Origin of the sequence: Marinobacter maritimus (assembly GCF_007671675.1) — a bacterium.
In the GTDB taxonomy this organism is placed as follows: domain Bacteria; phylum Pseudomonadota; class Gammaproteobacteria; order Pseudomonadales; family Oleiphilaceae; genus Marinobacter; species Marinobacter maritimus.
In genome coordinates, this window is sequence record NZ_VCGW01000005.1 from 158,926 (window position 1) to 172,558 (window position 13,633).

The 13,633-nt window shown below is 53.1% G+C and carries 9 protein-coding genes; 3 read left to right on the plus strand and 6 right to left on the minus strand.

All coding sequences use genetic code 11. From position 1 onward, the window contains the following. Positions 1-94: 94 nt before the first annotated feature. The 5 genes from FFI90_RS17270 to FFI90_RS17290 are packed head-to-tail and all read right to left on the minus strand — an operon-like array spanning position 95 to position 6,027. Complete coding sequence (locus FFI90_RS17270) at positions 95-1,273, minus strand: tRNA-queuosine alpha-mannosyltransferase domain-containing protein (RefSeq protein ID WP_144779821.1); 1,179 nt, start codon at positions 1,271-1,273, stop codon at positions 95-97. A 14-nt stretch (positions 1,274-1,287) separates the two neighbouring features. After that, positions 1,288-3,018, minus strand: a complete 1,731-nt coding sequence (locus tag FFI90_RS17275) for a sugar phosphorylase (RefSeq protein ID WP_144779823.1) — start codon at positions 3,016-3,018, stop codon at positions 1,288-1,290. Further along, entirely contained in the window at positions 3,015-4,238 is a 1,224-nt protein-coding gene (locus FFI90_RS17280) for a glycosyltransferase family protein (RefSeq protein WP_144779825.1), read from the minus strand. Before FFI90_RS17280 ends, FFI90_RS17275 begins: the two co-directional genes overlap by 4 nt. Positions 4,239-4,258: 20 nt before the next feature. After that, positions 4,259-5,074 carry an HAD-IIB family hydrolase gene (locus FFI90_RS17285; RefSeq protein WP_144779827.1) on the minus strand — a complete coding sequence of 272 codons (816 nt, stop codon included), beginning with the start codon at positions 5,072-5,074 and terminating at the stop codon, positions 4,259-4,261. An 11-nt stretch (positions 5,075-5,085) separates the two neighbouring features. Continuing rightward, a complete protein-coding gene (locus FFI90_RS17290) occupies positions 5,086-6,027 on the minus strand; it encodes a hypothetical protein (RefSeq protein WP_144779829.1) in 942 nt (313 codons plus the stop codon). A gap of 77 nt (positions 6,028-6,104) precedes the next feature. Between FFI90_RS17290 and FFI90_RS17295 the strand changes: the two genes are divergently transcribed. After that, complete coding sequence (locus FFI90_RS17295) at positions 6,105-7,559, plus strand: protein adenylyltransferase SelO (RefSeq protein ID WP_144779831.1); 1,455 nt, start codon at positions 6,105-6,107, stop codon at positions 7,557-7,559. 71 nt (positions 7,560-7,630) lie between these two features. On the opposite strand, the gene FFI90_RS17300 is transcribed toward FFI90_RS17295, so the two are convergent. Beyond that, the gene (locus tag FFI90_RS17300) at positions 7,631-9,145 is read right to left on the minus strand and encodes a fumarate hydratase (RefSeq protein WP_144779833.1); all 1,515 of its coding nucleotides are present in this window, start codon (positions 9,143-9,145) and stop codon (positions 7,631-7,633) included. A gap of 183 nt (positions 9,146-9,328) precedes the next feature. On the opposite strand from FFI90_RS17300, the gene FFI90_RS17305 reads away from it, so the two are divergent. Both FFI90_RS17305 and FFI90_RS17310 read left to right on the plus strand, forming a co-directional pair. Next, a complete protein-coding gene (locus FFI90_RS17305) occupies positions 9,329-10,102 on the plus strand; it encodes an enoyl-CoA hydratase (RefSeq protein ID WP_144779835.1) in 774 nt (257 codons plus the stop codon). A 302-nt stretch (positions 10,103-10,404) separates the two neighbouring features. Beyond that, positions 10,405-13,563, plus strand: a complete 3,159-nt coding sequence (locus tag FFI90_RS17310) for a hypothetical protein (RefSeq protein WP_144779837.1) — start codon at positions 10,405-10,407, stop codon at positions 13,561-13,563. Positions 13,564-13,633 lie beyond the last annotated feature (70 nt).

Below are 13,633 nucleotides of genomic sequence, written 5' to 3' on the forward strand. Positions count from 1 at the left end.
ATATCACGTCAGGATACCCCATGTGGCTGGGTGGTTGTAATGAGTATGTTTTCACAATCCGGTTACCGTCTGTACCTTGTGCCCGGGTCTGATATCAGACGCTGCCTGCAATAGTTTTCGAAAGCAGCGTCTTGTATACCGGCGTCAATGAGTCACGACTGAAACGCTTCACATCTGGCACCGTTAATCGCTCATGGCGGCTATCCACAGACTGGTTTTCAATCAGTGCCGCTGCGTGGGCAGCCTCAGCTGAAATATCGTCACCACCGTCCGGATACAAGTATTCCGGTGCAAACAACTCTGGATAAACTTCCCGTTCCGGTGCAATGGGTACACAGCCAGCGGCGACAGCCTCAAGCACCGCCAGCCCCTGGAACTCATGCAACGCGGTCGAAAGAATGACGTCCGCACTTCCCAGCCACTCGTAGTATTGAGTGCGGCTGGAGGCATATCCAAACTGAACCAGCCGATGGGAAAACTGCTCCCGGATTGTCACCAGCGCTTCGGGTACTTTTCGGAAGCTCTCACCAAGAATGCACACTTGATAGTTCACTGCTCTACGATCGAGTTCCTTCAGAATCGCGAGCAACCGGTCAGGGCCCTTGTCATATTCCCAGCGGGCCGCCCACACAATCCTTAGGCGTGATGAACAAGGTCTGAGCTCACGACCATTGCTCCATAAACACTCTCCCACCTCAGTGTTCCGGCACCCATCGTTGTTGATGAATACGTGGTCATCGATAGGAACCGGCAGAACAAAGGATTTCGCAGCAAGAAGTTCGAGCGTTCCCTCCGGGATGCCATCAGGTAATCGTCGGAAGAGTGCATCAACACCATCAAGAAAGCTCCGCCGGTTCCAGTCACTGTTGAACAGCACACTATCGGCCGCAATAGCGCTGTACAGATTTACCATTTGGGGGTCAATGCTGTTGTGCTGATCATCAGATGCCGGATAGGCAAACTGGTTTTCGTGCATATAGAGAAGCGCTGGCGTATGTGCCAGATTCGGATGAAACCCCCGAATTGACGCCAGATCTACCATGGACGTCATGAGCAGCAGATCCCAACTCTGTTTCAGCAGGGGCTCATTCAGCCAGGTAAGCGCGTTACCTCGAATTCGCCAGCGGAAGAACCTCGGAGACAAATAAAGTACATGCCACTCGAATTCCGGCTGACTGAGCAACAGCTGCTCTCTCCAGCGGCGATGGCTGCCTGTATCATAGGCAGAGAGCAAGAGGATTCTGGGTTTTCGGAGCGTGGACGTTTTGGGCATAGGGGCATTCTGCCCTACTCCCGATTGGACAACCAGACGCTCTGATAAGGCTTCAATGTAATAGCACCTGAAAGATCCTCGATCGCCGTACCCGCGATAAGATCGTGCCAGCGATCCGTGCCGATCAGGTTGATGTCGCTCAATGCCACCTGCTGCACTTCGTCACTGATGTTATGAATGCAGAAAATTGACTGATCCCGCCGCATGCTCTGGCGCCAGAAGCCGAACAACTTTAGCCCCAGATGCAAGGTGAACTGGGTCGCATTAGGATGAAAAGCTGACTGTTTGCGACGAATCGTAATCAGGCGCTTCAACTCTTGATAGGCCTTGCTGTGGTGGCTCAACGGGTTCTCCAGGTCCTTTTCCAGATCCGCAAGCTGCCACTGGCCGCGATTGATAGAGCGTAGGCGGCCGGTATGTTCCATCCGAGCGGTATCGTTTTCCGTAGCCAGCAGGCTGTGTATGTAAAAAGCGGGTATGCCTTCCAGTGCGAGCATCACCATGTGCGCACAGATAAACCTCTGCAGTTGCCAATGGTCCGCGCCATTCTCTGCCGTACCTTTCAGCGCATCATAAAGAGCGATGTTGATTTCATAAGGCTGGTCCCGGCCATCTGGCGTGCGCCGGAACGACACTTTACCGCCGAATGAATCCATGGTGTTGACCAGTCGCTGTTTTTCCTCTTCAGACAGCAGCCCGTCCGTGGGTCGCATGCCAATGCCATCGTGGGAGGCAATAAAGTTGAGATAGGTAGTTCCCATTTGTGCCGGCGGCATGCTCATAAGCCAGGTTTTCAGGTGTTTGCAGTCGCCAGTAACCAGCGTATTGATCAGTAGTGGTGGTAGAGAGAAGTTGTAGATTACGTGGGCTTCGTTGGCGTTGCCGAAATAGGTCAGGTTTTCCCGGTTGGGCACGTTGGTTTCTGTAATGACCACTGCATCGGAGCTGTGGTGTTCTATAAGCAGGCGCAAAATCTTGATCAGCTCATGGGTCTGTTGCAGATGGATACTCGGGGTCCCGGGCTCCTTCCACAGGAATGCAACAGCATCCAACCGGAAAATAATCACGCCGCGCTCAAGGTAGTACCGGATAATGGCAGCGAACTCGATCAACACCTGAGGATTGGCGAAGTTAAGATCAACCTGGTCTTCACTGAAGGTACACCAGAGATAACGCTCGCCATCGTCGGTCTGCACCGGCGTAAGTAATGGTGATGTGCGCGGCCTGACCACGGCACTCAGGTCGTCCCGCGGATTGCCCTCGAAAAAATAGTCCTTGCCTGGATCAATCCGTTTCTTGAAATTCTCAAACCAACGGCTGCGGGCTGACATATGGTTGATCACCAGATCTGCCATAAGTTTAAAATCCCGCGCAATGGCTTCGACATCCTCCCAGTTTCCGTGAGACTCATTAACCGCAAGGTAGTCCATCACCGAGAAGCCGTCATCGGAACTGTAAGGAAAGAAAGGCAGGATATGGACGGCGGAAATAATGTCGGAAAGGCACCGGTTCAAAAACTGATGCAGTGTCGCCAATGGCTTTTCGTCCGCTTGCTGAATCGTATCCGCATAGGTGATCAGAACGACATCCGATTCCGTCCAGCGGTTCTGATGCGCCGGCGGTGGAGCCTGCTCCGGATGGAGACCCATTGCTGTCAGTAGCTGCCCGGCGATGAAATTGCAGTCCAGCGACGGATAAACGGTCTCAAGCATGCTAACCAGCTTAGCCTTCAATACCTGGCTCACGGCCGATATTCCTCATTGTCCAGATTCACAGCCTCAAGCAGTTGCTCCTTGATGTCTGGAATAGCACTGGTTACGCGGTTCCAACTTGGAATAAAGGGCGTATCCATGGGGTTCTCGAGAAAGTATGCACCCGCATTCATCACGTTTTGGGCGAAGAGTTCAACGGCCTTCTCTTCCTTATGGCGATCAAACCCAAGACCGTTGATGATGGCATCATTCTGGTAGGTCTCTACAAAATCCAGGGCAATACGAAAATATGTGGCCTTGATGGTGCGGAATTTTTCGCTTGAGAATATCTCTCCGTTCGTTGCCAGTTTCCTGAACAGTGCCTTGGCGATATCCACACTCATCTTGGACAGGCCCTGGTTGACATCCTCCGGTGAGAGTTCCTGATGCTTGTGATCGTAGACATCAGCAATGTCCACCTGGCAGAGCCGGTTGGTGGCATAGTTCCGCTTCATCTCCGAGAGCACCCCGATCTCCAGCCCCCAGTCGCTGGGAATGCGAAGATCATTAATCACATCCGTGCGGAAGGAGAACTCTCCAGCCAGGGGATAGCGGTAACTGTCGAGGTAATCCAGAAAATCACTCGGACCACACACTTTTTTCAAAGCACGAATCAGAGGCGTCACCAGCAGGCGACTGACACGCCCGTTCATCTGACCATCCGCCACCCGGGCGTAGTAACCCTTGCAGAACATATAATTAAAACCGGGGTTAGCCACCGGATAGATTAAACGCGCCACCAGATCTCGTGAATAGGTGAGAATGTCACAATCATGCAGTGCAACCGATTCACTCACGCCGGAAGCTAACACGTAGCCGAAGCAATACCAGACATTGCGGCCCTTACCCATTTCCGTCGGCGCCAGGTTTTGCTCTCGAAGCTTCAGGTCAATGGCACGAAGGCGCGGGCCATCGTTCCAGAGAACTTTGAAGTTTTGGGGAAGTTCAGAAAAATATTCCAGCGCATGACGGTATTGCTCTTCATTGGCCCGGTCCAGGCCAATAACGATTTCGTCCAGATAAGGCACTTTCGTGAGTTCATGCACGATGTGTTTTAACGCCGGTCCTTCCAGTTCGGAGTAGAGCGACGGCAGCACGAGTGACATCGGCCGGGACTTGCGAAATGTCATCAACTCGGCTTCCAGATCCTCTACCGGCCGGCGAACAAGGTTGTGCAGTGTGGTAACGATGCCGTTCTGATAAAAGTCGCCCATGGCGATTCCCCTTTGCGGTACTAATATCCGTACTCAAACAGGAGATTGAGTACACACTCGTTCCAGCCTTCGGGGCCGGGCCTGAGAGAGCGCATAGCGTGCTTCCCTGAGGGCAATTGCACCTCATTGCTATTCACCCCACGGATGACGACCGGAATGTCGGCCTCTTCCAGCATTTGCTGATCGTTGGGGCTGTCCCCCAAAGCTATGGCCGTCACTTGCTGATGGCCATAGCGTTCCTGATATTGCTCTCTGTATTTGTTTAGCAAAAAGCGGGCCCCATCGGCCTTATCAAAAATGCCCATGGCGTGATAAAACCGTCCGCCTTTAACAAGTCGCAGGTTTTCAGCGGTCAGGGCAGCTTCAAAACACACCCGCTCGTCCTCGCTTCCCTCCCACAACAGCGGCTCCGTTCCCAGGCGCTCCCGGGCCCGTGCAGCCGATGCAGAATCCAGCCCGGAGTGTTCCGCCAATTCGTCATCTGACATATCCGCAAAGCCCCGAAAACGTGCGCCACTTGCTCTTTGTGTCGCCAGCACCTTCAGCACTTCATCCCGGGATGCCCCAAAATGCACAACTTGCTCGCTTTCATTCCCAAAAGCATTTGCAGGAATAACAACAGCTGCACTGTTTTCTACGATGAAAGGATCGGTGTTTCCCAATTGCTCGCGGAGCACCCGGACTTCCGCAGCGGTTTTGCTGGAATTCAGGATCAGCGGAATGCCTGCCTCAGCCACTCTCTGCAATGCCGGCTTCGCTTGCTGCCAACGATAGTTTTCATGGTTGAGCAGCGTTCCATCCAGATCGGTAAATATGAGCAGGCGCGGCTTGGCCATGGAAAGCTCCTCTATGATTGGGCCCGGAAATAAGGACGGCTCAAGGCATGGTCTCCTGAGACCTCAATCAGCGCGTCCGCCCGGCTTGGTAGTTGCTTGAGACAGGACCGGGTTATCCGCTCGTAGTGCATGATAAAGCGGATCACCTCCTGGTCACTCATGATGCGCAAATCCTGCGCAGCGTTCGCCGAGGTGCGCTCATTTAGTGCATTACCTGCTTTTTCAGCGAGTTTATGTTCCTGCAGAGTGCGCCATTCCTGAACCCGTGACATCGACGGAGCCTTCAACATAATCAGACTATCCAGCTCGCTGAAAAATTCTTGATACTTGCCCTTAAGGCACTGATTTACGTACCTTCGCCAGGTGCCCGAGGGATCCTCCTCCGCTTCCAGTGCATTGAGGGGGGCTGCCAGAGCGCTCTCTTCTTCAGGGAGAGCGCCGAGACACCAGCCCTCAACCAGAATAACCTCTGCCCTGCCGCCGAAAACGGGCCAATCATTCGATGGGACACGGTCGTCATGAGACTTGTCGAACGCAGGAATGGGGGTGTGATCGCGCGGGCCGGCGGTTCGAAGCTGACCAATAACCCTCTCGCCAAGCTCTACATCATGTGTTCCGGGCACACCCCGGGTCATAAACAGGGGGTGTACCTGCTCAGCAAGTGCCCGCCGCTCGGCTCTGGTAAGGTAAAGATCATCCAGCGAAAAGCTCGCTGTGGGGTATTGCCAGTGATCGCAAAGCAGCCTGGTCAGAAACAATGTCAAAGTGGACTTCCCGGTGCCCTGGGCGCCGTGAATCCCCACAACAACGGTCCTCTTCTTCGCGTTCCTTAACGAGACAATTTGTTCAATCAGAGGCAGGATGGTCTGTTCTACGGTGGCAGCGTAATTTTGCGGAAGCCCTTCTTTCTCAATCAGGGCGTCAATGGTTGTTTTAAGCTCACTGTCAGTCACGTTATGGTTCCCGTCTTTGATGGATCGGTTAATTAAGCATTCAGCAGAATTCGTACCATATGGGAGTATAGGTTTTTATGAGTAGCAACGATTTTCGTGTAGAACACCGCTACCTGGAACTCTCGGACAGCTTCTACACCCGAGTCCAGCCCACTCCGCTTAAAGACGCAAGAATGGCGTGCTTCAACCACAAACTGGCGCAGGAAATGGGCTTTCATGTAACCAATGAGGCCGACTGGGCCGGAATCGGCGGGGGCACGGAACTGCTTGAGGGCATGGACCCGGTGGCCATGAAATACACCGGCCATCAGTTTGGCATGTACAACCCGGAACTGGGTGATGGCCGTGGTCTGCTTTTATGGGAGACCGTAGGCCCCGATGACCGTCGTTGGGACTGGCACCTGAAAGGCGCTGGCATGACACCCTACTCTCGCTTCGGGGATGGCCGGGCGGTTTTACGCTCAACCATTCGCGAATACCTGTGCAGCGAAGCCATGAACGGGCTGGGCATTCCAACGACGCGCGCACTGTTTATGATCAGTGCCCGGAATCCGGTACGCAGAGAATCCATCGAAACCGCCGCGGCACTGGTGCGCGTAGCTCAGAGCCATATCCGCTTCGGTCATTTTGAGTTTGCTGCCCACCACGAAGGACCGGAAGCGCTGAAAACGTTGCTTGAGCATGTGATCGCGCTCCATTTTCCACACCTGATCAAGCTGGCTGAAGAAGAGCGTTACGCCCGCTGGTTTGAAGAAGTGGTGGAGCGAACGGCTCGCCTGATTGCGGACTGGCAGGCGGTCGGTTTCTGCCATGGAGTTATGAACAGCGACAACATGTCTATCATTGGCGATACCTTCGATTATGGGCCTTTCGCATTTCTGGACGACTTCGATGCCGGATACATATGCAACCACACCGACCAGGGTGGCCGCTACGCATACAACCGCCAGCCCCAGGTGGGCTTTGCGAACTGCCAGTATCTTGCCAACGCGCTTCTTCCAGTAATGGATGAAGGCACCATCCGCAACAGCTTGCAGCGCTACGAAGTCGCCTACAACGGGCATTTTTTACAGAACATGCGAGACAAACTCGGCCTGGTGCAGGAAGACGAGGCCGACCTCAGCCTGATTATGGACACCTTCAGCATGCTGCAAGAGCATCATACGGACTACACGGCTTTTTTCCGGGCACTTTCAAACCTGCAGGCCCATGGCCATGCACCTGTGCGGGATTTGTTTGTTGATCGCGAAGCGGCGGATAAATGGCTGGCGCGCTATGAGCAGCGACTTGAACAAGAAACCCGTGCCCACGATGAACGCGAATACGAGATGCGCAAGGTAAACCCCAAATACATCTTGCGGAACTACCTTGCGCAGAAAGTCATCCTGGAAGCACAGAATGGAGATTACGAGCCGATGAAAGAACTGATCAGGGTTCTGGAAAGACCCTACGATGAGCAGCCTGAGTACGAAAAGTACGCTGCACTGCCGCCAGAATGGGGCAAACACATAAACATCAGCTGCTCGAGCTAGGAACAGGGAAAAAGGGAGAAACCGGGGCCAGACCTGAAAACCTGGCCCGCGGTTTAATTGCTTTGGCAGCTCTAGACGGCCTTGGCAGCAATGATCTTCTCTTGCCACTCAACAGGGCCGGTCTGGTGAACCGATGTACCTTTGGAATCCACTGCCACGGTTACCGGCATGTCTTCCACATCAAACTCGTAAATAGCTTCCATACCCAGTTCCGGAAAGGCAACCACTTCTGCGTGCTTGATGGCTTTGGATACAAGATAAGCAGAACCGCCCACCGCCATCAGGTACACAGCACCAAACTCTTTAATGGCGTCAATAGCCACCTGACCACGCTCAGCCTTACCTATCATGCCAGTAAGGCCGGTCTTCTCCAGCATGGTGTGGGTAAACTTGTCCATGCGGGTCGCGGTGGTGGGGCCTGCGGGGCCAACCACTTCTTCGCGCACAGGATCGACCGGGCCTACGTAGTAAATGAAGCGGCCTTTCAGATCCACAGGCAGCTCTTCGCCAGCATTGATCATATCCACCATCTTCTTGTGGGCTGCGTCGCGGCCTGTCAGCATTTTGCCAGATAGCAGAACGGTTTCTCCCGGCTGCCATTCCTTTACCTCTTCCGGTGTAACCGTATTCAGGTTTACACGGCGCACACCTTCACCCACTTCCCAGGTAATTTCGGGCCAGTCTTCCAGGCTTGGCGGTGTTTGCAGAGAGGGGCCGGTGCCGTCCAGCGTAAAGTGTGCATGGCGAGTAGCGGCACAGTTAGGAATAATCGCCACCGGTTTGTTCGCCGCGTGGGTTGGGTAATCTTTTACCTTCACGTCCAGCACAGTTGTCAGGCCACCCAGGCCCTGAGCGCCAATACCCAGATCATTCACCTTATCGAACAGCTCAAGACGCAGTTCCTCGGCGCGATTGGACGCACCGCGCGCCTGAAGGTCGTGGATATCAATCGGATCCAGCAGAGATTCCTTGGCCATTTCCATGGCTTTCTCGGCCGTTCCGCCGATACCAATCCCCAACATGCCGGGCGGACACCAGCCAGCACCCATCTGCGGAACCATTTTCAGTACCCAGTCCACCACAGAATCAGATGGATTCAGCATGGCAAATTTGGATTTGGCTTCAGAACCGCCACCTTTGGCCGCCACATGTACTTCAACCGTATCGCCCGGAACAATCTTGTAGTGGATGATGGCGGGCGTGTTGTCTCCGGTGTTCTGACGCTTACCATCCGGGTCGGCCAGAATCGATGCCCGCAGCACGTTATCCGGTTGCATGTAGGCCCGGCGCACACCTTCGTTGATCACGTCGTCCAGTGACATCTCACAATCCCATTGAACGTTCATGCCGACATTCACGAATACCGTAACAATGCCGGTATCCTGGCACAGTGGCCGGTGACCCTCGGCGCACATACGTGAATTGATCAGAATCTGCGCCATGGCATCCTTGGCCGCCTGCGACTCTTCACGCTGATAGGCCTCGTGAACAGCCCGAATAAAATCTTTCGGGTGATAATAGGAAATAAATTGCAGCGCGTCCGCTACGCTTTCAATCAGGTCATCCTGGCGGATTACGGTGGTCATAGGCGCCTCATCAGGTTGGTCTCGTTATGATTGGATCGTCGAAAAACAGGAGGCACAGTTTACCAGAAATTCGCAAGAGCGAGGACTCGACAGAAGGCAAGGCATTTCTTAACAAACGCCTCAAAAAAGGTATCATCCTAATCAAATGATAAAAAGACCTCAGGAAGCACCTTAGGAGACACCGTGACAGACTTCGTTCTTACCGAGCTCAACAACCAAATTCTGACCGTTCGCATCAACCGCCCGGAGCGCAAGAACGCCCTTACCCATGCCATGTACACGGCGCTGGGAGACTCGATTGAAAAGGCCGACTCCGATTCTGATATTCGCTGCGTACTGTTTACCGGCAGTGAAGAGTGTTTTACCGCAGGCAACGACCTGAGCGAATTTGCCAGCGGGTTACCCGGTAACTTCGAAGAAACACCCGTAGGCCGCTTTCTCCTTCTTCTGGCCAACGCAACCAAACCGGTTGTAGTAGCAGTTAACGGAGCGGCAGTTGGCATCGGCACCACCATGCTCCTGCATTGCGATATGGTGTTCGCCGGCACCAACACACGCTTCCAGATGCCGTTTGCCAACCTGGGGCTGTGCCCTGAAGGTGGCTCCAGCCTGCTACTGCCCTCATGGATCGGCCGGGTGCGCGCGGCCGAACTCCTCATGCTGGGCGGAGCCTTTAGCGCAGACGATGCTTATCGCCTTGGGTTGATAAACCGGGTATGTGATCCCGCCAACACCGAAGCAGCGGCTCTAAAAGCTTGTCAGCAACTCGCCAGCCAGCCACCTGCCGCCATACGGGCTACCAAAAAGCTCCTCAGCGGCCCCACTCAGGCAGAACTCAAAGCCACCATGTTGGCGGAAGGCGAACTGTTCGGAGAACGCCTGAAATCGCCGGAAGCAGCTGAAGCCTTCCGCGCATTTATGCAAAAGCGCAAGCCAGACTTCTCAGGGTTCAAATAATTCCCAGCGGCTCGACAAACGGCGCCCAGCCAACTATTTTTTCATGGGGGCCAAGCTTCCTTCTATGGAGAGCTTTGGGAGTTGTGCGAGGAGGACTCAAACAGCAAGAATCACACTTTTGGCTGATCTACACTGGCTATAGTGGCGCTATAGTCATAGGTATAGAAATTGGATTCATGCGCTGGCTACAATTTCAGACAACTGTTTAAGCAGAACAGGCCACTGACATAGGGTTTACCGCATCAGACCGGCCCCGTTAGTTGCCGAACATAACGATACAACAACAGGAAAAGGTTCCACCCATGTTCAAGAAAACTCTAATAAGTCTTGCCGTGGCGTCTTCCCTTGGGCTAACTGGCTGCCTCAGCGGCGGCGACGAGGGGGCGAATGCTAATCCGGATTATCAGATTAGTCAGGATAAGTTTTCGGCTGAATTCGAGGCAAAGTTCGCGGGCAAAGTTTACCCACTGTTTGACCCCGTTCCCGCAGTCTCTCAACTGCCAATTCCCAATGACCTGATCTATGCCTCAGCGGCAGCAGATAAAGGGCTACCAGCGGACGGCTCCTACTCCGTCAGCAATCCAGATGAAAATCCCGTTATTGCTGCCCTTAATGGTTTGAGCGGATCTTCAACAGTTGCTCCGATAGATATCCAGTTGAGTGGTAAACTTGAGGCTACTGACCCCGCCGTGCTGGCTGGCAACGTATTTTTAATCGAAACAAAGTATGCCAGCGGAGAGCCCTTGCGCGGACTCTCGGCATCAGAACCAGCGACCGTTTCTCGTATGTCAGTTCCGGGACTCCCTGGAGGAATTCTAAGCGTTGATATAGAAATAAAAGAACTCACAACAGAAGACGGCACGATTACCGACTTCATTCGGATTTCACCAAAAGAGCCCCTTAAGCCAAACACCCGCTATATTGTTGTGGTCAAAAAAGGCCTGAATGCGGCAGATGGCAATCCAATCGTTAGCTCACCACGTTATACCGTGCTGAAAGACAACGAGTTTCCTGATCCCAATTACCCGGAAATCAACAGTGACAACACAACCGTTGGCCCGGGTCTTGAGCCGGTTGTTAACCTCATTAACAAGCTGTGGGAACCTATCGCTGAAAAAACTGTAGCGCCCAATCGCGCAGATATTGCTCTTGCCTATAGTTTTACAACATCGAATGATGAAAAAGTACTGACTTACATGGCTAATCCTGCCAAATGGTTTCAAGATCAAGTCAGAGCGCTAATTACTTCAACAACCGCGAAGAAAATTCGTGGTGCACAGCTGTACTTCCTCAATCAAAACAATGTACCCGGTGCTCCAAATTTACCCGGTACGACTTGGGACATTGACAAAAACGGTGTCGTAAATGCTGCTGACTTTTCGCCTTTCTATGACAACCCACCAAGTAGCTTTCTGCTAGCTTCCGGTAGCGTCGCAGATTTTGGTTATGCAGATGTAGACCTTGCCGTCCAAGGTGCCCTCACTGGATTCGTGCCCAGCGCTCAATTCCCACAGCTGGTCCCCGCCGGCGTGGGTCAATGCGATGCAGCCCCTACCACAGATTTAAAACTCGCGTGTACAGGAAACGTGCTATATGGCACCGCCAGTAACGTATATGGGGCAGAGTTCCCGGCACCTAGCGTACAAACTGTAGACTTCAGCATTTCTCAGCCTACTAGCGCTCAGCAAGTGTCGGCTGTTTTATCATCAGTGTTAAAGCCTGCTCCTCAAGTTCAAGTCGACGTACATCAAGCCTCGATTACTTTGCCTTACTATCTCGGAACTCCTGTTGGCGGAGATACTGCCAAAGTGAGGGGCAGCTTCTGGACCGCAGATACTGCTCTCGCGAGTATTCTTGCAGACAAACTTGGCTTCAAAGTCGCGCAATCAGATTCGGATGTATCCACCGTTGTAAACAGCATTTTCCCCTTCCCGGAGAAGACAACTGACCAGACGGTTCCACTTCTGGTTATGACACCAAAAGGTGTTACGGAAGCGGATCTCGCAGATGGCGCGAACGATTACAAGGTTGCGATCTTCCAGCATGGTATTACGACAGACCGAAGTGCCGCTCTGGGCTTTGGTAGTGCGCTGATCAATAATTCTGATGGTAATCTAATTGTAGTTGCTATTGATCAACCTCTACACGGTCTAGCTCCCTCTAGCTCTGCAGAACAAAGCGGGCTCGCAGAGCAGCTTCTTACAGCAGCCTCTCAAACTCCCCCTCTTGGGGCATTACTAACACCAACTGATGCAAATGTCGCCGGAGTTGTTGACGGGTCATTTATCATTGGATTTACAGTTAACCTAGCCCAAGCCCTTGCAGGAACCACTATAACGACACAGCAGGCAACTGAGTTAGTTGCTGTGGTTCTGTTCAGTGCTACGAGCGCAGATCCCACGGTTAACGCACTTGCAAGTGATGCTAATATTCAGAAGGCGATTGGCTCTGTAGCCGTAATTCAGAAAACCGTCGCCAACGCGGGCAGCACGATTCCGGGCTTGGCATCAATTGACGGAGTTTCAGAGCGTCACTTCAATCTCGCAACCAATGCGACGAACGATGTTGTTGCTATGAATTTCGACCCTGCGAACGCAGTGGGCGGCTCGGGAGACCTGTTCATCAACCTCAAAGGCTTCCTGAACTCCAGGGATAACCTTCGCCAAGGCGCGGTTGACCTCATGAACCTTAGAAAAACCATCGCAAGCTGGGATGGTGTCGATCAGAGCAACGTTTTCTTGATTGGCCACTCTCTTGGTACGGTTAATGGAACCAGCTTCGTATCCTCTGTCACAGATAGCGGTGCTGAAGATCTGGAGGTTGCCGGGACTCACTTGCTGACACCTGCATCGGGCATCGTGAGAATGCTTGAGAACTCTCCATCATTTGCGCCCAGGATCCTTGGTGGTCTATCTCAGCCAACTCCTTTGGGCGCGGGTCTAATGCAAGGGGATGCAAACCTTGAAACGTTCTTCAACGTGTTCCAAGCGGCGCTCGACTCAACAGATCCTATCAACTTTGCAGACAACTTGGTGACCTCGGGCGCACCAGTCATGGTATCCCAGGTAACCGGAGACAGAACTACCATAAACGCCGCTTACAAAGATTTTGGAAGCGCGCCTTGGGTTCTCCCGGCTGAGCTGAATATTCCACAGTTCTTCCCAATCCGGTCTTCCCAAGCGCCTTTGGCTGGCTCTCTGCCGCTTGCCAAGTTCCTTGGAATCGATAGCAGCGCTTTCTTTGCAGACTATGAAGAAGGGGTCCATGGCACACCAGTGCTGCCAACAGCTGATGTTACAAAAGCACCGGACTACCAAAACTTGTCGTTCAGCTTCTTGAAAGACCGCACGTTCTCAGCTGGCGGTGATGTAGTTGTGACACAACCGGATGCAGCAGCCACGTTCGGTGGAATGATTGGAGCAACACTCACAATGATGGGCTCATTACCCACCCCTCCCTAAGAACCCGTAAACAATACGAGAAAAAACCGCGTGACCGAAAGGTCACGCGGTTTTTCTTATTTAAGGAGGA

Bases quoted from the DNA above. Each gene is read 5' to 3' on its own strand.
- FFI90_RS17270 (WP_144779821.1), bottom strand. From the start codon at position 1,273: ATGCCCAAAACGTCCACGCTCCGAAAACCCAGAATCCTCTTGCTCTCT.
- FFI90_RS17280 (WP_144779825.1), bottom strand. From the start codon at position 4,238: ATGGGCGACTTTTATCAGAACGGCATCGTTACCACACTGCACAACCTT.
- FFI90_RS17285 (WP_144779827.1), bottom strand. From the start codon at position 5,074: ATGGCCAAGCCGCGCCTGCTCATATTTACCGATCTGGATGGAACGCTG.
- FFI90_RS17295 (WP_144779831.1), top strand. From the start codon at position 6,105: ATGAGTAGCAACGATTTTCGTGTAGAACACCGCTACCTGGAACTCTCG.
- FFI90_RS17300 (WP_144779833.1), bottom strand. From the start codon at position 9,145: ATGACCACCGTAATCCGCCAGGATGACCTGATTGAAAGCGTAGCGGAC.
- FFI90_RS17310 (WP_144779837.1), top strand. From the start codon at position 10,405: ATGTTCAAGAAAACTCTAATAAGTCTTGCCGTGGCGTCTTCCCTTGGG.